This is a genomic window from Lactimicrobium sp. (genome assembly GCF_036453465.1).
GTDB lineage: Bacteria > Bacillota_I > Bacilli_A > Erysipelotrichales > Erysipelotrichaceae > Bulleidia.
Window position 1 is genome coordinate 1 of the sequence record NZ_JAZHUW010000016.1, and the last position, 20590, is coordinate 20590.

Consider the following 20590-nt stretch of genomic DNA (forward strand, 5'->3'; position numbering starts at 1 on the left):
CGTTAGGTCCATGAATTCCGAAGAACCACAGCAGCTGCATCAGGAAGACGATCAGCAGATAGCCAGGCAGACCAGTCATGATCGCCTTCAAAGGTGCCATGATTGCTGCGATGACCTTGAAGATGTTTGTACCGATGACATTGTTGAAGATGAAGCCTACAACAGACACAACCAGGATGCAGATGGCAACCGGGAACAGTACAGCGAAGGATGCGCTGACATTCGGTGGTACGGAATCCGGCAGCTTGATTGTAACCTTACCGGAGTTAACCAGCTTGACATACAGCAGGGTAACCAGAATACCAACCAAGAGGCCTACGAACAATGCATTGGCATCAGTGAAGGACTGGGCAACACCAGAACCTGCAGAAATACTGATTGCGGTATCCTCAGCAGCTCCCTTGGCAAGTTCCAGAGCACCATTGCTTGCCTTGACAACATCACCTGCTGTTGTGGAAGCAGTAATGGATGTGCTCATGAGAGTTACCAGTGAAGAAATTGCCAGTACCGGCACAGTCTTGTCACCATGACGGCCCAGGTTTTCTGCAAAGTGCATTGCCACTAGAACACAGACGTTAACCGCCATGAAGTTCATACAGCCATAGTTTGCTGTGGTGACAATAGGTGTGAGATTCTCCAGCCAGTACAGACCAGGTACGTTAGCCAGCGACAGGTAAACTGTCGAGGAGCCAGCCGGATCGTGATGGAATACTACCCACTGGAACAGTGTGCAGAAGGCACCAACGATGACGATCGGCATGTTGTCGATGAAGGCGTCCTTGATGGCGGACAGAACCTTGTTCGACTGCATCTTGCCTGCTACGGTGAGGAGTCCATTCATAAACTTCTCATTCATAATTATCGAAGTCCCCTTTCAATGCCTTCATTGTAGTACGGCTGAAAACGCTTGCAAGCAGTCAATCAGATCCTGGTACATTCTTGCCAATAATGTTAATTACGTTTAAATTATGTGACACTTACGTTTCAGTACTATCTGAGTATGTTTGCATATTTGATTCAATCATTTCATATTTTGAGTTATTTCATGCTATTTATGAAACTTTTGAGATTTTTAGCAGAAAAAAAGCAGAACCAGATACGATTCTGCTGTATCTGATTCTGTTCTAATTAATGATTGATAAAGCCTTATTTAACAGCGTCTTCTGCCTTTGTCTGCCAGACATTGACAACCTCAAAGCCGGCATCCTTCAGTACATTCGTCATCTTTTCAACAGATACTTCACCTGTTGCTCTGACAACTGTTTCTACACCGCGGACTTTGCTGTGATACACACCGATGTTTTCCAGGTTGGCATCATTGTCGGCAAACAGCTTGCAGATCTTGGCAAACTCACCTGGTTTGTCTTCCACCTTGATGACAAAACGTGTGCCCTGCTTGCGGTAACCTGTCAGCTTCAGGAAAGCCTTGAACAGATCCTTCTCGGTAATGATGCCGACAACCTTCTTGTCTCCATCCACAACCGGCAGCACATTGATCTCATTCTGCAGCATGATCTCTGCTGCATCTTCAATCCAGGCATCCGGCGATACGGTCTTGACATCTGTGATCATGATGTCTCTGGCATATGTCCTTGACAGCAGATAGTTCAGCTCATAAATGGAAAGTGCCGTATTTTCCTTGCCGGAATTCTCATTGACCAGGCCTTCTGTAATCAGACCGACAAGTCTGCCATCCTTGACAACAGGAAGCCGGTGGAAATGGTTCTTGCCCATGATCTCCAGAGCCTTTAACAAGGTGACATCCGGATCGATCGTAATGGGATTTTCAGTCATATGATCTTTTACGTACATAGATTTTATCCTCCCAGGTAAGCCTTTCTGACACGTTCATCTGCGGCCAGTTCCTTACCCGTACCTTCCAGTGTTATTTTACCAGTTTCCAATACATATGCACGATCTGCAATGGCAAGTGCCATCTTCGCATTCTGCTCCACCAGCAGCACGGTTGTACCCTGCTTGTTGATATCCTGAATGATACGGAAGATTTCCTTGACCAGCAGCGGTGAAAGGCCCATGGACGGCTCATCCATCAACATAATCCGCGGCTTTGACATCAAAGCTCTGGCCATGGCCAGCATCTGCTGCTCGCCGCCTGACAATGTACCAGCCAGCTGATGGCGTCTTTCCATCAGACGCGGGAACAATTCAAATGCCTTGTTCATATCCGCCTGAATGCCATCCTTGTCCTTGCGGAAGTAAGCACCAAGCAGAAGATTCTCTTCCACGGTCTGCTGGGCAAACACACGTCTGCCTTCCGGCACCTGGGCAAGCCCCATCGTCACAATCTTGTGCGCCGGAGTCTTGGTCAGCTCCACGCCATCCAGCATGATGGAACCAGAAGCAGGTTTCAGCAGGCCGGAAATTGCATGCATCGTCGTTGTCTTACCGGCACCATTGGATCCGATCAGTGTAACAATCTCGCCATCATTGACTTCAAAGGAAATGCCCTTGATGGCCTCAATCATGCCATAACGGACATGTAAATCAGTAATTTTCAGCATATCCGTCTCCTCACTCTCCAATGTATGCCTTGATCACTTCAGGATTGCTCTGAATCTCTGCAGGCACACCCTGGGCCAGCATCTGGCCGAAGTTCAATACCGTAATACGGTCGCAGATTCCCATAACCAGCTTCATATCATGCTCAATCAGAAGCACGGCAATATGGAAGTGATCCCGCACAAGACGAATCATCTTCATCAGCTCTTCTGTCTCCTGCGGGTTCATGCCGGCAGCCGGCTCATCCAATAGAAGCAGCTTCGGTTTGGTTGCCAGAGCACGGGCAATCTCAAGGCGCCTCTGGGCACCATATGGCAGGTTGCCAGCTGTAAGTGCTGCAAACTGATCAAGCTCAAAGATCTTCAGCAGCTCCATTGCCTCATCCGTGGCAGCCTTTTCCTGTTTCCGATAGGAAGGAAGCTTGAGAATCGAAGAAAACAAACTGTAATTCAAAGAGTTGTGCATACCTGTTTTTACATTGTCCAGAACCGTTAGATTCGAGAACAGACGGATATTCTGGAAGGTACGGGCAACACCGGCCTTGTTGGCCTGCACCGGATTCAGTTTGGCAAAATCCTGACCATCCACCTTGATGGTGCCGCGGGTAGGCTGATACACCTTTGTCAGCATATTGAACACCGTTGTCTTGCCGGCGCCATTTGGGCCGATCAAACCATAAATCTCACCCTGGTACACATCCATGTCCAGATCATTGACAGCTGTCAGTCCGCCGAAATCAATGCCAAGGCCGCGGATTTCAAGAACTTTCTTTTTCTCTTCAGCCATTGGATTCCACTCCTTTCTTGCCGCCGCTTCTGCGTTTCATCTTTGCAAAGAACACTCTTACTTTCTCGTTGTTGGTCACGATCATGATCACAATCAGCACGATGGCATAGATGAGCATACGATAGCTGGAAAGGAAACGCAGCACTTCCGGCAGAAGTACAAGCACGGTTGTGGCAATGACAGTGCCTGTCATATTGCCAAGACCACCAAGTACAACATAGACCAGAATCAGGATTGATGTATTGAAATCAAACTTCGTTGCTGTAACGGAAGAATAGTTCAGCATATACAGCGCACCAGCCGCACCGCCCAATGCACTGGAAAGTACGAAGGCAAGTGTTTTGGTTTTAGCAACATTGATACCAATGGTCTCGGCAGCAATGCGGTTGTCACGGCATGCCTCAATGGCACGGCCGCGCTTTGAATCAATGATGTTGTAGACGATGAACAAGGCAATCAGAATCATGATGACACCGGCGCCAAAGGTAGACAGTGTCTTGACACCGGTTGTACCCATCGGTCCGGAAATAATCATCTTGCCGCCATCGCCAAGAGAAACCGTATTGTTCACAAAAGAGAAATGCAGGCCTGTGCTGTCATAGCCAACATACAGGTTGTTCAGGATGGACATGATGATCTGGCCGAAAGCAAGGGTAACAATTGCCAGATAGTCGCCTTCCAGTTTCAATACCGGAATGGAGATCAGCCAGCCAAGGAAGCCGGCCATCAGAGCACCGCAAAGCACAGACAGGATAAAGATAAGCACCGGACTGGAGATTTTAGCAGAAAATACAGCAGCTGCAGTGACAGCGGTAAAACCGCCGATCGACATGAAGCCAGCCTGGCCAAGGTTCAGCTCACCGGATATGCCAACATTCATGTTCAGGCCGATTGCCGCCAGGATATAAGCCGTCACCGGCACAAGCACAGAGCGCATCTGCCGGTTCAGTGTACCGGTAGAAATCATGACCTGCGCAATGGCAAACAAAACAATGACAACCAGAATTGTCGTCAGCTTCTGGCGGCTGTTCTTTTTCAGATCTTTCCATTTCTTCATAACAGCCACCTCATACTTTCTCCGAAATCTTCTTGCCAAGCAGGCCGGTCGGCTTGATCAGCAATACAACAATCAGCACGCCAAACACAATCGCATCTGACAGCTGGGCAGAGATATAAGCCTTGGACAGATTCTCAATGACACCAAGGACAAGGCCGCCAAGGAAGGCACCTGGAATCGATCCGATACCGCCAAGTACGGCAGCCGTGAATGCCTTGATGCCAGGCATGGAACCCATGGTCGGATATACACTTGGATAAGCACTGCACAGCAGAATTGCCGCAATGGCTGCCAGGCCGGAGCCAATGGCAAAGGTGATGGAAATGATCTTGTTGACATTGATGCCCATCAAAGAAGCGGCGCCTCTGTCCTCAGATGTTGCCCGCATGGCACGGCCGGTTCTTGTTTTGTTGATGAACCAGCTCAGCACCAGCATGATCACCACACAGGCCGCAATCGTAATGATCGTGCTCCAGGCAATCGATACGCCGCCCAGATTCAATGAGCCCGGGATGATCGTCGGGAAAATCTTTGTATCCGTACCCCACGCAAGCATGGCTCCGTTTTCAAGGAATTACGATACACCGATTGCTGTAATCAGTACGGCAAGCGATCCCGCCTGACGCAAAGGCTTGTATGCCAGACGTTCAATGACAACGCCAAGTACCGTGCACACCACAACCGAAAGCAATATGGCCACGATCAATGACATGTGCCAGTTATATAATGCAAAGTACGCTACGAAGGCGCCCACCATGATGATGTCGCCATGGGCGAAGTTCAGCATTTTGGCAATGCCGTACACCATGGAATAGCCAAGGGCGATAATGGCATACACACTGCCGAGGCTGAGGCCGCTGATCAGATAAGACAAAAATGCCAACATAAGCTTCTACCCCTCCTGTTTCTAACTTATTGACAATCAAAGAAGAAGGCTGCCAATGATTTTACAACTGGCAGCCCTTCTTTACAAACGCAGATCAATCTTACTCAGCGCTGACGTAAGCACCGTCCTTGATGACGATCGCCTTAGGATCCTTGGAAACCTCACCATTCTTGTTCCAGGTAACACTTGTACCAGTGATACCATCAAATTTCATGGAAGTGAACTGTTCCTCAAGAGCAGCAGTGATGTCATCCGTAGAGGAATCCGGTGTTACATCCGAAGCATCCAGAGCCTGTGCCAGAGCATAAACAGCATCATAAGCATCAGCAGCAAACTGGTTCGGTGTCTCACCATAAGCATCCTTGTACTTCTTGACAAAGTTCTGTGTCTTCTCATCCGTCGCATCAGCAGCGAACGGTGTCAGCATATACAGACCTTCAGCAATGCTTGTATCAAAGCCTTTCATCGTCAGAATACCATCCATACCATCACAGCCGAAGAATGTCGGTGTATAACCAGCAGTCTTGGCAGCGGTCAGGATCTGAGAAGCCGGCTGATAATAAATCGGGAGGAATACGATATCAGCACCGGCAGCCTGTGCCTTCTGTACATAGACGGAGAAGTCTGTAGTGCCATCCTGGAAAGCCTCTTCATCCACGATGTTCAATCCCTTGGCAGAAGCCTCTTCCTTGAACTTTGTATACAGACCGTTGGAGTAGTTATCATCGTTACGATAGATGATCGCAATCTTGGAGCCAAGATCGGTATGCTCAGCCAGGTAATCAGCAGAAGCTTTGCCCTGGTTAGGATCTGTGAAGCACATCTGGAAGACATTTCCATAAGGATTGGTTTCATTATCAGAATCCTGATAAATGATTGCCGGAGAAGATCCGGAAGGTGTAATTGCAAAGATATTTTCCTGCTGATACAGCGGTGCTACTGTCTGGCCAGCACCAGAAGTTGTTGTCAGCAGAGATACCTGCATGCCTTTGTCCATCAATGTGTTGAATGCGGAAGTAGCCTTTTCACCATCGGCTTCATCATCTTCAAACACAAAGTCAAACTGTGTCTTGCCGCCGGCTGCGTTAATCTCATCAACCGCAATCTGCGCGCCGTGCTCGACTGCCAGGCCGTACACAGCTGCGTCACCAGTCAGCGGTCCGGAACCACCGAGAACATACTTCTTACCACTGCCACTGTCAGCAGAACCAGAAGCGGATGCAGATCCGGTCGAACTACTGCCGCAGGCTGCTAAGGAAGCAGCCATCACTACGGCAAGTCCGCCCTTAACGAACTTACTCATTTTCATATCTTTTCTCCCTCACTTTTCTCTTCTCTTTGTGAAGATGAGACTATTATAATTCTCTGTCAAAAGCTTGCAAGGAGTTTTTCACAATTCTTTCAAATGTTCTTGCAAGTAAACACTTTTATTTTCATTTTGCTTTCACAATACTTTCATAATTGCGTGCATTCGCCATCCACGCACGTCTTCCGATAGACAAGCGGCGTCATCCCATACTCCTTCTGAAACATCCGCCCGAAATAACTCTGCTGTGAAAAGCCGCATGCCAAAGCAATCTCCGCCACCGGTGTCTTCTCATTCACCAGCCGTCTTGCGGCCTCCTCAAGACGATAACTGTTGAGATACTCAACCGGTGTCGTCTCCGTATATACCTTAAATAAGGAAGTACACTTCGTCCGGCTGATGCCGGCACTGTCGGCAATATCTTCCAGTGAAATCTTATCCATATAGTGTTCCTGAATATAGCGCACCATCTTTCTCTGCAGGCCAAGATCATACTCATCCGCTGACTGCTGCACAAGATGTTCATGAATCATATATATAGAACGGAACACCAGATGCACATCCGCTGCCACTTCCAGCTCATAGCCATCCGGCTGCTTCATCGCTGTCTGTTTGATCTCATCCAAAAGAGCAATGATACGCGCCGCATAAGAACTGCGCCCATCCATCTGGATATGCGCAAAGTCACCATCCGACACAACCGGCGCCACCAGCTTCTCATACATGCCCTGATTCCAGGCAAGCATCTGCGGATTCACAATCAGCTTTTCCAGTTCACTTTCTTCCTTCTTGGCCCCATAGATCCGATGCACCTGATCCTGGTTGATAAAGCACATCTCATCCGGCCCTAACAGAAAATCCGAGTTGTTCACGTGGCAGTGCAGATGCCCTCTGCGCACCCGGATCAGTTCCACGCCATCATGCCAATGTGCTCTTTCCTTATGTACTTCACCCGGGGCAATGTTTTCCTCCACAAACGAAACCGGTAATGACCCGATCTTGTATTCTTTTTCCATAAAATCCTCCGATTTGTAAATATTACTATTTTTTTAGATTATTTTGCTATATTCAGATTGTATCACAGGATATTATACAAGTACAAAAAGAAAGGAAAACAAAACGAATATGAAGTTAGTTTATACATCAAGAACCGGCAATGTTGAAAAGCTGGTCAATGCAGTCAATACATCCAACACACTCAAGATTGAAACAGGTAAAGAAGTGCTCAATGAGGCAGCTGTTCTTGTGACATACACCGACGGTGCCGGCATCCTGCCGGAAGTTGTCCGCACCTTCCTTGATGCTAACAAGGGCAAGGTCAGATTCGCAGCCGTCTCCGGCAACCATGTCAAGCATCCGACAACCTTCACTGGTGCCGCTGACATTCTGGAAAAGGAATATGGCATTCCAGTGATTGCCAGATTCGATCTGGCCGGCAGTGAAGCCGTTGTCAAAGCAATCAGATCAGCATTAAGTGAAGACAAGGACGATGTCGAAAAGCTGAACAGACTGCTGGCTTCCCAGGAAGTCTTCACGGCCAACCTGCAGCTGTACCACTGGTACATCACAGGTAAGCAGTTCTTCACTCTGCACCCGCAGCTTGAGGATCTCTATGATGCCATGAGAGATGACTTTGACAAGAGTGCCGAACTCATCCTGACCTTGAATGGTGCACCAAAGTCCACCATGACAAGTTTCACTGAAAACAGCGTCATTGGGGAGGCATCGGCTGCCTGGATCAGTGCTGACGATACACTCAAGGCACTGAAGGATGGCTATCTTTCCCTGATCAAACTGATCAGCAGTATCAAATCTGAAACAACAAATGAGCTTGTCAGCATCTCTCTTGATGACATGCTCAAAGCATATGAAAAGAACGTCTGGATGATCTCTCAGGCCCAGGCGTAAATGGAGGAAAAACACATGAATACAATCGAAAAACTGAATACATTGCTCGCTTCGCAGGAAGTCTTCGCATCCAACCTGCAGACATATCACTGGTACATCAAGGGAAAGCAGTTCTTCACCCTGCACCCGCAGCTCGAGGATCTCTATGATGCCATGCGTGATGATTTCGATGAAACAGCTGAGCTCATCCTCATGCTGTCAGGTGCCCCGGTGGCAGCACTGTCCGACTTTGTCAGACTCTCATCCATCAAGGAAGCCTCTTCCGCATACATGAGCGATGATGAAGTTCTCTCTGAAGTCAAAAAGGGCTATGAAGAGCTGATCAAGCAGGTGCTGTCCCTCAAGAAGGAATCTGACAGTGAACTGGTTTCCATCAAGCTCGATGACATGCTGACAAGCTATGCCAAGAACGTCTGGATGATTTCCCAGGCATCAAGATAACAAAAGATAAGAAAGGAAATAAACAACATGTCTCTGATTAACAAGGAACTCAACGATTTCAAACTGAATGTGTATCAGGATGATACCTTCAAGACCCTCACAAAGAAGGACCTGCTCGGCAAGTGGAGCGTACTGTTCTTCTATCCGGCAGACTTCACCTTCGTCTGTCCGACAGAGCTGGAAGATCTGGCCGCATCCTATGATGAATTCAAGAAGATCGGCTGCGAGATCTATTCCGTATCCTGTGACACACACTTTGTCCACAAGGCATGGCATGACCACTCCGAAGCCATCAAGAAGGTCACCTACCCGATGGTCGGCGACCCGACAGGTGCTCTGGCACGTGATTGCGATGTGTATATCGAAAATGAAGGCACCGCAGAGCGCGGCACCTTCATCATCTCTCCGGAAGGAAAGATTGCTGCCTATGAAGTATCTTCCGGCAGTGTCGGCAGAAACGCCGATGAACTGCTGCGCAAGGTAGAAGCCTGCCAGTTCGTCCATGAAAACGGCGATCAGGTATGCCCGGCAAGATGGAAGCCTGGCATGAAGACACTCAAGCCGGGTATCGACCTGGTCGGCAAGATCTGATCAAAAATAACTCACTCACACCTCTCCTCCTGTTGTCATCAACAGCAAAATGAGACAGAAACCCATATGGGAATCTGCCTCATTTTTTGTTTACAGGATCAAAATGAAACTTACTTCAGATCTTCCCCATTGCTGGCAATCACTTTCTGATACCAGTAATAAGAATCCTTCACAGAACGTTTGAAGCTTCCTTTGCCATGGTTATCGGCATCCACATAGATCTGACCATATCTCTTGGCCATTTCACCTTCCCCATTGGATACCATATCCACACAGCCCCAGTACAGATAGCCCATCAGATCAATGCCATCCAGATCAACAGCATCCTTCATGGACTGGATATTCACACGCATATATTCAATGCGGTAATCATCATGCACCGTGCCATCTTCAAATTTGTCATTCCAGCCAATGCCGTTTTCCACACAGAACAGCGGGCAGTGATAACGGTTGTTAAAGATGTTCAAAGCAATGCGCAGACACTGCGGGTCTGTACCCCATCCCCAGGCATTTGTCTTAAGATAAGGATTGGCCACCTTGCCATCCCCGGAGCCGCCATTGCCTTCACCAGCCAGGGCCTCCTTATGTGTTGTATACGTATTGGAGCCATAGCAGGAGAAAGACAGGAAATCACAGACACCCTTCTTCAGGATTTCCTTATCACCAGGCTGCTCAGGCAGCACAATGCCAGCTCTCTTGTATTCCAGAAGCTTATAGACAGGATATTCACCAGTCATCTGTACATCCGAGAAGGACAGTGTATTGTTCTGTCTTTCGGCAGCTAACAGCTGATCATATGGATCAGCCGTCAGGCCATAGCAGGGTCCAAAGGCCAGCATCATGCCAATCTTGATGTCAGGATGCTTTTCATGAGCCAGCATCACGGTCTTTGCAGAGGCAAGGAACTGATGATAGGCCGCATTGGCAATGTTCTGGGGATCCGCATGAATCAATCCGGCTGTCACATACGGTGCTTCCTCCACCAGATTGATCTCATTGAAAGTCAGATAATACTTCACTTTGCCAGCAAACCGATCAAACAATGTACCGGCATACTTGACAAACAGATCCACCAGTTTTCGATCATTCCAGCCATTGCACTGCTGGGCAAAGATCAGCGGTGTCTCATAGTGATGCAGCGTAATCAACGGCTCAATGCCATATTTTCTGCACTCATCCACCACACTCTCATAGAAGCGCAGACCTTCTTCATTCGGTGCACCCTCAGGATCCGGGAACACCCGGCTCCACTTGACAGAGAAGCGCAGGCACCTGAAGCCTTCTTTGGCCATCAGGGCAATATCTTCCTTGTAATGATGATAGAAATCAGAGGCAATGTGGCTTGGATAATAGTACTTTGGATCATCCAGCTCACACGGCACAGCCCCATCCGGCAGATGACGCTCAGGAGAACCAAAGCAAAGCGGCGTGGATCCGGTTGTTCCATCCGGTTTACGCCAAGTCACCTGCCGTCTGACCGTATGAGAACCATTGGTCATCACATCACCCGTGCAAAGAGCAGCGCCGCCTTCATGGACAGCACCCTCAAACTGATTGGCAGCCGTCGCGCCGCCCCACAGAAAATCCTTGCGAAAAGACATAGTATTCCTCCCAGAATGCAATTACGCACGTTTTGTGCGGATACTGCCTCTATAGTACATCCACGTTGCAAACATGCACAGAGCCAATGGCAGCACCAATGACCAGATCAGATACGCCGGCAGAGATCCCGTGAGCACACCTGTGCCTGCCAGCGCCTTCAGAATCACACCAACATACAGCAAAGCACTCAACGCCACAAAGCAGTAGAAACTGATGGTCTCCACAGCCACAATCTTTTTCAGATCCTTTTCCAGATAGCCAAGATGACGCATCGTCTGGAAGTATTTCTTTCGATTCAACGCCTCCGTACCAAACCGGAACAGAATTGCCAGTGACAGCAGCACATTCATCATCTGATAGGCAAGCATCATCAGTACTTTCTCCATATCCGTAATTGAAGGCGTACTCATCAAAGAAATCAATACCACCGAACAGATCACAATCAGAATGACATTGACATTCATCACCGAAAGATCGGTGCGGAAAAAGCCAAGTATGGCAATCTGCTTTGGCTGCTCAATAGCCTTCTTATCCAGCCATGATGTTAACAAAGGATCAAACACTTTCCTACAGCACATCCAGAACCCGATCATGCCGAACAAAGCAAAGACAAAGGCATCCGCCGGGGCATTGAGAACACCAAACACAGGCAGAATCCACAAAGCCAGGGCAATGATACCAGAAGCAAAGCCGGATACTTTCATTGCCTTTTTGCTGTGGGCAACATTGAACACACTGCCGCTCGATCTGATCGACTGGCTGTTAAGCAGTGTGTAGGCATTGTTGCGGTAGGCATAGGACAGATTCAGATACGTTGTCCAGAACACCAGAGCCAGAAGCACTAACAAGGTTGCCCAGACAGCACTTCCGGAAATCGGAATGACGACACCGGCATGCAGCCAGGCACTCATTAGCGAAACAAGCAGCGGTCTTAATAACAAAGCAAGCACAATGCCGCCGGGAATGGCCAGGGCCAGCAGCAGGAAGGTCTGCACAAGCAGATACCAGGCAAGCTGGGTAAAGGTTGCCCCGCAGATCAGCTGCACGGCAAGATCCTTTGCCTTGGTACGCACAAAGAAGTCATTGGCAAAAAACACATCCAGCACGCAGACAAACACGGCAAAGAATGTCACATTGACGGCCAGGCCGCCTTCGGAATTTGTGAAGGTCATGCCTACGGCTGGTGAAACGGCAATGCAGAAAAACAGAAAGACAAAGGCTGTTGTCAGAAGAAATGTCAGCCAATAGAAGAAGGAGCGGTAGAAATCCCGCTTCAATGATTTCAAAGCACTGGCAAAGATCATTTTGCTAACAGCTCCCTGGACTCTGCACTGTTGATTTCCACAATCTTAGCAAAGAACGTATCCTGATCCATATCATTTCTCTCTAACACCGTATCAATACTGCCGTCACGGATATACAGAAGACGCTTTGCATAGGATGTAATCAAAGGGTCATGGGTAACCATGATGATCGTGACACCCTGTTTGTTCAGATCGGCAAAGATCTTCATCAGCTCAGCACTGTTGGCACTGTCCAGATTGCCGGTGGGCTCATCAGCCGCAATGATATTGGGATGATTGACCAAAGCACGACAGATGGCAGCACGCTGTCTCTGACCGCCCGAGCATTCATACGGATAATGATCCAGAAGATCCAGAATGTTCAGCGATCTGGCAAGCTCCTTGACACGCTTGTCAATATCTCCTTTTTTCACATGGGCCAGCGCCAGTGGCATGGCAATGTTTTCGTACAATGTATGGGTATCCAGCAGATTAAAATCCTGAAAGATAAAGCCAAGATTGGAAAAACGGAACCTGCCGATTTCATTGGCACCCATGGTGCGCACTTCCTGGCCATTGATCAGAACCTTGCCACCGGTAGGAATATCGATGGTGGAAATATTGTTAATGAAGGTAGATTTGCCAGAGCCGGAAGGTCCCATGACGGCCACAAAGTCGCCTTCATGCACCTGCACATTGATATCATGCAGTGCCTCAAAGGCATGGGATGTGCCGGCATTGTAAACCTTCTTCATATGAATTGCTTCCAGAACTGTTTTGCTCATATTGAAATTCTCCTGCTGCGGGTTATTATAGCACCCGTTTTCCCATACAAAAAAGCAGGCATGCGGACATGTCTGCTTCAAATCACGCTTACTTTACGAGATCCTTGAGAGCCTTGGCAGCCTTGAACTTCGGGGCCTTGCTTGCCGCAATCTCAATCTTCTCACCCGTAGCAGGATTGACACCCTGACGGGCAGCTCTCTCTGCAACTTCGAACTTGCCGAAGCCGGAGATGGAAACCTCACCGCCATCCTTCAGTGTCTCAGCAATTGCATCAAATGCTGCGGTAACAGCATCTGCAGCCTGCTTCTTTGTCAAACCCGCAGCTTCAGCAACCTTATCTGCTACGTCCTTCTTTGTTGCGGTAAAAATACCCTTTGCCATATGAAAAACTTCCTCCTTTTATGGTCTTCAACTATTCTATACAGGTCATTTCTGACTTGCAATCACTAAATTTTACATACTGCGGCTTTACACAGAAATCGCAATCTATCCCACCAAAATGCAGATTTTTCACGCTTCAGGCGCAGAAACATTCTTCTGGCTGCGGATGAAATTCATGATACTGCCCGTATTGACATACAGCTTCGGTCCATCCTCACTCTCCACAACCATCGTCGGTGCCTGCAGAATGCCATACTTCTGCGTCAGATCCTTGTTTGCCAGGGCATCCTTGATCTCATAAGCCACATTCTGCTCATCCAGGAACTTCTCAATGATCCTGCAATTCGGACATGTCGGCGTTGTAAACAGCAGATACTTCTTAGAAGACAGCACTGCCGGTGCTGTGGGTTCTTCCTTTTTTCCAGCATCCACACCCACACTGTCTTCCTTTCTGCTTTCTTCAAAGGAAGTACAGGAGGTAATGCCATCCACCGCATACGTCTTTCTGTCCTTGAATTCCTGTGCCTTGCCGGCATTCCAGTTTTTCACCGGACGATAATAGCCGGTAATCCGGGAATACACTTCCGTCGGTTTACCACAGACCGGGCACTTCCATACTTCACCCGAAATATAGCCATGCTGGGCACATACACTGTAAGTCGGTGAAATCGTATAGTATGGCAGACGGTAATTCTCGGCAATCTTCTTGACCAGAACCGCCGCCGCATGCCAGTCACTCAGCCTTTCACCAAGGAAGGCATGGAACACCGTGCCGCTTGTATACAACACCTGCAGATCATCCTCAATATCCAATGCCGCAAAGATATCATCCGTGCAGCCAACCGGCAGATGCGAACTGTTGGTATAGTATGGCGTACCAGCATCATTGGCAGTAATGATATCCGGATACTTCTCCTTGTCATGACGGGCCAGACGGTAGGCCGTACTCTCCGCCGGGGTTGCCTCCAGATTGAACAAAGCACCATACTTTTCCTGATAATCGGACAGACGGGTACGCATATGATTCAGCACATCCTTGGCAAACTGCTGGGTCTCCGGATGGGTCAGATCCTTGCGCAGCCATCTGGCATTGAGACCGGCCTCATTCATGCCAACCAGGCCAATGGTCGAGAAGTGGTTGTTGAAAGTGCCAAGATACCGTTTGGTATACGGATACAGGCCGGCATCCAGCAGTTTGGTAATGACAGTACGCTTAGTATCCAGGCTGCGGGCACTGATATCCATGATATGGTCAAGCCGGGCATAGAAATCATCCTCATCCTTGGCCAGATAGGCAATACGGGGCAGGTTGACCGTGACAACGCCTATGGAGCCGGTACTTTCACCAGAGCCAAAGTAGCCGCCGCTCTTTTTGCGCAGTTCACGCAGATCCAGCCGCAGACGGCAGCACATGGAACGCACATCCGACGGCTTCATATCACTGTTGATATAGTTGGAGAAATACGGTGTGCCATACTTGGCCGTCATCTCAAACAAAAGGCGGTTGTTCTCGGTATCACTCCAGTCAAAATCTTTGGTAATGGAATAGGTTGGAATCGGATACTGGAAGCCTCTGCCATTGGCATCGCCCTCAATCATTGTCTCGATGAAGGCCTTGTTCACCATATCCATTTCCTTCTTGCAGTCCTTATAGCAGAAATCCATCGGCTTGCCGCCGACAATAGCAGGCTGATCCGCCAGATCCTCCGGCACTGTCCAATCCAGCGTGATATTGGTAAACGGTGCCTGGGTGCCCCAGCGGGATGGCGTATTGACACCATAGATGAACGACTGAATATCCTGCTTTACTTCTTTATAGGACAGATGATCTGCCTTTACAAACGGTGCCAGATACGTATCAAAACTGGAGAATGCCTGCGCACCGGCCCATTCATTCTGCATGATCCCTAAAAAGTTGACCATCTGGTTGCACAAAGTACTCAGATGCTTGGCAGGAGCCGAAGTAATCTTGCCTTCCACACCGCCAAGGCCTTCCTGAATCAATTGTTTCAAAGACCACCCGGCACAGTACCCTGTTAACATGCTCAGATCATGAATGTGGATATCACCGGACCGGTGGGCATTGGCAATCTCATCATCATAGACCTCAGACAGCCAGTAGTTGGCCGTAATGGCACCGGAATTGGACAGAATCAGGCCGCCCACAGAGTAGGTGACCGTACTGTTCTCCTTGACCCGCCAGTCCAGAGCCTTCAGATAATTGTCTACCAGTTTCTTATAGTCCAGGGTTGTATTCTGGATATTGCGCAGATTTTCATGCTGGCGGCGGTAAAGAATGTATGCCTTGGCCACATCCGCATACCCTGCATCCGACAATACATGTTCCACACTGTCCTGAATGTCCTCCACACCAATCAGATCATCATGCACTTTCGGGGCAAAATTGCTTGTCACCCGCAGGGCAATCAGATCGATCACATCATCTGTATAAGGCTTATTGCATCCGGCAAAGGCCTTCTTCACAGCATTCTTGATCTTATCCAGATTAAAATCGGCTGTCTTGCCATCTCTCTTAATGACACTGTACATCATTTTCTCCTTTCACCCCGCGCAATTGCGTCTGGGGAATGATCGTTCTTACCGTTTCACACAGCGCTTCCATCTGCTGGGCATCATAGCCGTGATACCCTTCCTGAATCAATGTCCCGCTGTCATGGAACTGCTGCAGATAATAATGCTTTGCGCCACGGATCCAGGAAGCCGCTGCCAACAGATCCTCTCTGGTATGCAGTTCCTTGACAACCGTCGTACGGAACTCATAGTCCACATGTCCTTCCAGCAGGAAGGAAACACTTTCCTCAATTCTGTCCAGCTGGAACACAGATGCCTGCATGCCGCAGGTCACTGCATACTTCTCTTTGCAGTTTTTCAGGTCCATGGCTACATAATCCACCAGGCCCGAATGCACCACATCCTTCAAGCGATCCGGTTCATAACCATTGGTATCCAGCTTGACAAGGAATCCCATCTGCTTGATCTTCTCAATAAAAGGCAGCAGATCCGGCTGAACCAACGGCTCACCGCCGGAAATACATACCCCATCCAGAATGCCTTTGCGCTTGTGCAGATAAGCAAAGATCTCATCCGGATCGAGAAAGGCATAATCTTCCGGCACAAAGACAAGATCCCGGTTGTGGCAGAATGGACACTTGAAGCTGCATCCGGCTGTAAACACGGTTGCGGCCAGCTTGCCAGGATAATCCAGCAGGGTCACCTTCTGCAGACCGCCGATCCTGAGATCATGGAACGAAGGCAGCACAATGTTCCGGCTATTTTCACATGTCTTTGCCATCATGGCTTCAAAGCCATCCCCGTCAATGCCATCAAACACCGACGTACGATACGCAGAGCGGAACTCATAGAGCGTATTCATGATCTCGCCGCTCTTCTCAGTGGTATAAAGACGTTTTACACGCTTGTCTTTCTCATCCGCACGGCTTACCACATAGCCCTGATCCAGCAGTTTCTGCATCGACTTTGTCGTCGTACCTTTGTCCACCTCGGAAATCCGGGTCACTTCCTGCATTGTCACCCCTTCATTTTCATAGATCACAAACAGAAACATCAGCTGTCCCCAGCCGATGCCATACGGTTCCAGCGCATGGTCAAAGTATTTCTGCGTATTCCGGTATAACACCGAAAGATCAATCATGAAGTTCCCCTTCTCTGCCATTGACGCCTCCTCACCCAATTAGTTGCATTTCCAACTATTACTATCATATTAATCGAAATCAGCCAAAAATGAAGAGAAACATCTGCCACTTCTTTCCCAATTCACACACAGGGTATAATGATTCCCATGAAGCATACGTTTTCCTTCACACTGATCAGAATCTGCGCAATTGCCTGCATTTTCATCCTGCTGATGGCCGCGATTGCCTCACCCATGCCTATTTCATTGACACTAGCAGTTGTGGCACTCATCATTGCCATCCTGCTTTTTCTGACAAGAAATCTGCAAATACGGCCAGGATACGTCGATCACATGAGCGGTGAGAAATTTGAAAGATACTGCCGGGCATGGTTTCACCACCATGGCTATTTCGCCATTCATACAACCCAGAAGACCAAAGACTACGGTGCCGACCTGATCATGAGAAAAGGCCTGCACAAGATCGTCGTACAGGCCAAGCGGTATGACCGCAATATCGGTGTCTATGCCATCCAGCAGGCTATGGCAGCCAAGGCATACTACAACGCCGACAAAGCCATCGTCATCACCAACCAGTATTTCACATACAGTGCCAGAAAGCTCGCCGAAGTCAATGATGTACAACTGGTAGACAGAAAGGATCTCTTCCATCTGCCCGAACAAGATCGTAAGGATTGACTAGGAAAGACTCTTTCAATAAAATGAATTTGAATAACATATATTCAATTTTGTTAGAGGGGTGACCAACAGCATGGATGCTTTGCTGAATTATCTAGAAACAACGTTTAAGCCAAATGAGCCTATCATCGAGTCAGATCTTCAATATAGCGGAATGAGCAAAAATATGATTCGTCAGCACCTTAAAAGGCTGACCGATGAAAAAGAAATTTCCCGTTATGACAACGGGGTATATTACATTCCCAAAACATCAATATTAAACTTCAAAGTAGTCCCGCCAATTCATGAAGTTATTAAAAAGAAATACCTGATAGAAGGTACAAATACAATTGGCTATCTTTCAGGTCTGGATTTTGCCAATATGATTCATCTGACTACCCAGGTTCCAAATGAGCCAGAGGTCGTCACAAACAAGGCAAGTAGAATCGTCCGCGAGACAAAAATCAGAGGATATTATGTTCTGCTTAGAAAGCCAAGAACAATCATCAATGATGATAATTACCGTGTTCTTCAGTTTCTGGACCTGATGAATGAGATTGACAAAATTTCAGAATTGGAAGGAAGCGATATGCAAAAAGCTATAAAAGATTATATGCAGATTGCAGGAATATCTTTTACTGATCTAGAAAAATACCTTTTCCTCTATCCCGACAGAATTTATAAAAATATGTTTATAGCAGGCGTCTTATATGGAATATCTCCACAATAATCGAGATCTATTTTTTGAAGCAGTTATCACAGCCGCTGATGCTATTCAGCTGAATCCAAAGACAGTTGAGAAAGATTACTATATTTCGATTATTCTTCGTATGATCTCACAATACATCCCATTTGCAGTTTTTAAGGGCGGCACTTCATTATCCAAATGTTATCAGGTGATCAACAGATTTTCTGAAGACATAGATATTACAGTAGACAGCCATATTACAGCCGGGCAGAAAGAAGCTGTAAAAACATCCCTTGCGCGAATAGCCAGCGAAACTGGTCTTAAAATTTCTAATTTCAATAGTACTCGAAGCAGAAGAGATTTTAATCGCTATGAATTTTCTTACAATTCAGTTTTTGAAGATCTTTCTTACAGAATTGTCTCGAACGTACTTATTGAAGTTACATATACCGCGATCTCATTTCCAACGATAGAAATGCTGGTTCATAACTACATTGGTGATATGCTTGCCGCAAATAATTCTGCTGCCCAAAAGCATTACCGTCTTGAACCATTTACAATGAAAATTCAGAGTCTGAGTAGAACGTTCATTGATAAAGTCTTTGCGTTATGTGATTACTATCTGCAGAAAAAGGAAGAAAACCATTCAAGGCATCTCTATGACCTGTATAAGCTGGAGCCGTTAATGATTTTTGATAACACTTTTGCAATGCTGGTTAAAGAAGTTCGTACGCTCAGATCTGGTTCACCAAACTGCCCATCGGCAAATCAAAGCGTCAACATTCCAGAGCTGCTAATCCGGATTGCAGAAGAAGATGCCTATAAAGATGATTATCAGCGCACGACGATCCCCTTGTTCAGATCTGACTGCCGCGACGATTATGATAAAGCGAAAAGTGTATTACTGAAGATAGCATGCAGTGGAATGTTTTAGCTCACACACGTTAGAATCGCAATATTCATTTTCAGAACGATCAAAGCCAGGTTATTGACATGGTCGCCATGGTTATGCGTCATAAAAATCTTCAAGGACTTACAATTATCACTAATGATAGCTTTGATCTTGTCATTCAGTACATTGGCGCCATAGAAGTCCACATCAATCATGAAAGCTTCTGTGCCATCCTTGCTGAGATAGATCATCGGATTCTGCAGATCTGTATCATTCAGCATGTACCATGAGCCGGAGGTATCTTCACCCATCTTGATCTTAAAGAAGTTGCCATATATCATCGTATCCACGTGCTGATGATCATAAGCTGTCTGGGCATCCTCCCCCATGACAAGTCCTGTAATGGAATCATGATCACCAAGGTCATATCCCCACCAGCCATGGGAATCAATATGGAAGCGCAGCGTGACATTGCCTTCTTTGCTTGTGGCAATCACATCCGTTGCCCCTCTTGACGTATCGCTTGCAAAAGCTGCTGTATCATAAGCAGAATCCCAATCATAGACAAGATTGGTATCCGGATCGAAATCATTGATCTGTTGCAGAAGGCCAAGCAACTCATCTACATATGCACCGTCTACTGTATTGCCCTCGGAATCCAGCGCGGTGTAACCAGGATTGGCATCCAGCATCTGCTTCACCTGTTTTACCTTGGTGAAATAGTTCAGCATATTATAGTAGCTGATACCAGCTTCTGACTTACCATTGATATAATCCGAAGTCAGATCGACACCCTTCAGCTGCATATCTACCTGAATCTGCCTCTTTGCATCATCCTTTGTACCGCTCAGATTGGCTGTATCAAGGTGTGACTGCAGATCCGCACTAATTCCCTGATCCACCAGATTGCCATCCGTATCATACTTGGAAACCCGGATTTCAGAAACTGCCTTGCCAAAATCACCTGTAACAGGAGTCCCAGCCTCCTGATCCGCATGCACGCCAAGCACTGAAACACCTGGCACACACAGACTTGCCGCCAAAAAAGCACCAATGAATTTTCTCTTCATAACTTTCCTCCACTGGTGTCATTTTATATGATTCTGTATCCGCTTACATTTTCGAAAAAAAGC

20 protein-coding genes and 1 pseudogene are annotated in these 20590 nt (G+C 47.5%); 6 read left to right on the forward strand and 15 right to left on the reverse strand.

The window, feature by feature from the left end:
• From SOI44_RS05460 to SOI44_RS05495, 8 genes and pseudogenes are all read right to left on the reverse strand, one after another.
• Positions 1–856: PTS transporter subunit EIIC (locus SOI44_RS05460; RefSeq protein ID WP_331348214.1), on the reverse strand; the 856-nt coding region annotated here is incomplete at its 3' end.
• Positions 857–1146: 290 nt separating this feature from the next.
• Complete coding sequence (locus SOI44_RS05465; RefSeq protein WP_331348215.1) at positions 1147–1812, reverse strand: CBS and ACT domain-containing protein; 666 nt, start codon at positions 1810–1812, stop codon at positions 1147–1149.
• 5 nt (positions 1813–1817) lie between these two features.
• Positions 1818–2522, reverse strand: a complete 705-nt coding sequence (locus tag SOI44_RS05470) for an ABC transporter ATP-binding protein (RefSeq protein ID WP_331348216.1) — start codon at positions 2520–2522, stop codon at positions 1818–1820.
• A 10-nt stretch (positions 2523–2532) separates the two neighbouring features.
• Positions 2533–3306: an ABC transporter ATP-binding protein gene (locus tag SOI44_RS05475; RefSeq protein ID WP_331348217.1), complete on the reverse strand. Its 774-nt coding sequence runs from the start codon at positions 3304–3306 to the stop codon at positions 2533–2535.
• Positions 3299–4363 carry a branched-chain amino acid ABC transporter permease gene (locus SOI44_RS05480; RefSeq protein ID WP_331348218.1) on the reverse strand — a complete coding sequence of 355 codons (1065 nt, stop codon included), beginning with the start codon at positions 4361–4363 and terminating at the stop codon, positions 3299–3301. Before SOI44_RS05480 ends, SOI44_RS05475 begins: the two co-directional genes overlap by 8 nt.
• Positions 4364–4373: 10 nt before the next feature.
• A pseudogene (locus SOI44_RS05485) lies at positions 4374–5249 on the reverse strand (branched-chain amino acid ABC transporter permease).
• 100 nt (positions 5250–5349) lie between these two features.
• Positions 5350–6558 (reverse strand): ABC transporter substrate-binding protein, encoded by a 1209-nt coding sequence (locus SOI44_RS05490; protein ID WP_331348219.1) that lies wholly within the window; start codon positions 6556–6558, stop codon positions 5350–5352.
• Positions 6559–6704: 146 nt separating this feature from the next.
• A complete protein-coding gene (locus tag SOI44_RS05495) occupies positions 6705–7571 on the reverse strand; it encodes an AraC family transcriptional regulator (RefSeq protein ID WP_331348220.1) in 867 nt (288 codons plus the stop codon).
• A gap of 109 nt (positions 7572–7680) precedes the next feature.
• Here SOI44_RS05495 and SOI44_RS05500 point away from each other — a divergent pair, with 109 nt between their 5' ends.
• From SOI44_RS05500 to ahpC, 3 genes are read left to right on the forward strand one after another with little or no spacing between them, the layout of a single operon-like run.
• A complete protein-coding gene (locus tag SOI44_RS05500) occupies positions 7681–8463 on the forward strand; it encodes a class Ib ribonucleoside-diphosphate reductase assembly flavoprotein NrdI (RefSeq protein ID WP_331348221.1) in 783 nt (260 codons plus the stop codon).
• A gap of 15 nt (positions 8464–8478) precedes the next feature.
• On the forward strand, positions 8479–8904 hold the full coding sequence (locus tag SOI44_RS05505; protein WP_331348222.1) for a Dps family protein: 426 nt from the start codon (positions 8479–8481) through the stop codon (positions 8902–8904).
• 27 nt (positions 8905–8931) lie between these two features.
• Positions 8932–9495 (forward strand): alkyl hydroperoxide reductase subunit C, encoded by a 564-nt coding sequence (gene ahpC / locus SOI44_RS05510; protein ID WP_331348223.1) that lies wholly within the window; start codon positions 8932–8934, stop codon positions 9493–9495.
• Positions 9496–9605: 110 nt separating this feature from the next.
• Here the strand turns inward: ahpC and SOI44_RS05515 are convergent, their stop codons facing one another.
• The 6 genes from SOI44_RS05515 to SOI44_RS05540 all read right to left on the reverse strand — a co-directional run bounded on the left by SOI44_RS05515 (position 9606) and on the right by SOI44_RS05540 (position 17241).
• The gene (locus SOI44_RS05515) at positions 9606–11096 is read right to left on the reverse strand and encodes a glycoside hydrolase family 1 protein (RefSeq protein WP_331348224.1); all 1491 of its coding nucleotides are present in this window, start codon (positions 11094–11096) and stop codon (positions 9606–9608) included.
• A gap of 21 nt (positions 11097–11117) precedes the next feature.
• Entirely contained in the window at positions 11118–12401 is a 1284-nt protein-coding gene (locus SOI44_RS05520; RefSeq protein WP_331348225.1) for an FtsX-like permease family protein, read from the reverse strand.
• Positions 12398–13165, reverse strand: coding sequence for an ABC transporter ATP-binding protein (locus tag SOI44_RS05525; protein ID WP_331348226.1), 768 nt, complete (start codon positions 13163–13165; stop codon positions 12398–12400). The genes SOI44_RS05520 and SOI44_RS05525 overlap by 4 nt, the downstream gene beginning before the upstream one ends.
• Positions 13166–13253: 88 nt before the next feature.
• Positions 13254–13547, reverse strand: a complete 294-nt coding sequence (locus tag SOI44_RS05530) for an HU family DNA-binding protein (RefSeq protein ID WP_331348227.1) — start codon at positions 13545–13547, stop codon at positions 13254–13256.
• Between the two features lie 129 nt (positions 13548–13676).
• Positions 13677–16097 (reverse strand): ribonucleoside triphosphate reductase, encoded by a 2421-nt coding sequence (locus SOI44_RS05535; RefSeq protein WP_331348228.1) that lies wholly within the window; start codon positions 16095–16097, stop codon positions 13677–13679.
• Complete coding sequence (locus SOI44_RS05540; RefSeq protein WP_331348229.1) at positions 16081–17241, reverse strand: anaerobic ribonucleoside-triphosphate reductase activating protein; 1161 nt, start codon at positions 17239–17241, stop codon at positions 16081–16083. The genes SOI44_RS05535 and SOI44_RS05540 overlap by 17 nt, the downstream gene beginning before the upstream one ends.
• 126 nt (positions 17242–17367) lie before the next feature.
• Here SOI44_RS05540 and SOI44_RS05545 point away from each other — a divergent pair, with 126 nt between their 5' ends.
• The 3 genes from SOI44_RS05545 to SOI44_RS05555 all read left to right on the forward strand — a co-directional run bounded on the left by SOI44_RS05545 (position 17368) and on the right by SOI44_RS05555 (position 19499).
• Positions 17368–17898 carry a restriction endonuclease gene (locus SOI44_RS05545; RefSeq protein ID WP_331348230.1) on the forward strand — a complete coding sequence of 177 codons (531 nt, stop codon included), beginning with the start codon at positions 17368–17370 and terminating at the stop codon, positions 17896–17898.
• Positions 17899–17971: 73 nt separating this feature from the next.
• Complete coding sequence (locus SOI44_RS05550; RefSeq protein WP_331348231.1) at positions 17972–18607, forward strand: DUF6088 family protein; 636 nt, start codon at positions 17972–17974, stop codon at positions 18605–18607.
• The gene (locus SOI44_RS05555) at positions 18588–19499 is read left to right on the forward strand and encodes a nucleotidyl transferase AbiEii/AbiGii toxin family protein (RefSeq protein WP_331348232.1); all 912 of its coding nucleotides are present in this window, start codon (positions 18588–18590) and stop codon (positions 19497–19499) included. The genes SOI44_RS05550 and SOI44_RS05555 overlap by 20 nt, the downstream gene beginning before the upstream one ends.
• Here the strand turns inward: SOI44_RS05555 and SOI44_RS05560 are convergent.
• Positions 19496–20527 (reverse strand): hypothetical protein, encoded by a 1032-nt coding sequence (locus SOI44_RS05560; RefSeq protein ID WP_331348233.1) that lies wholly within the window; start codon positions 20525–20527, stop codon positions 19496–19498. The two genes, SOI44_RS05555 and SOI44_RS05560, sit on opposite strands and share 4 nt — an antisense overlap.
• Between the last annotated feature and the right edge of the window lie 63 nt (positions 20528–20590).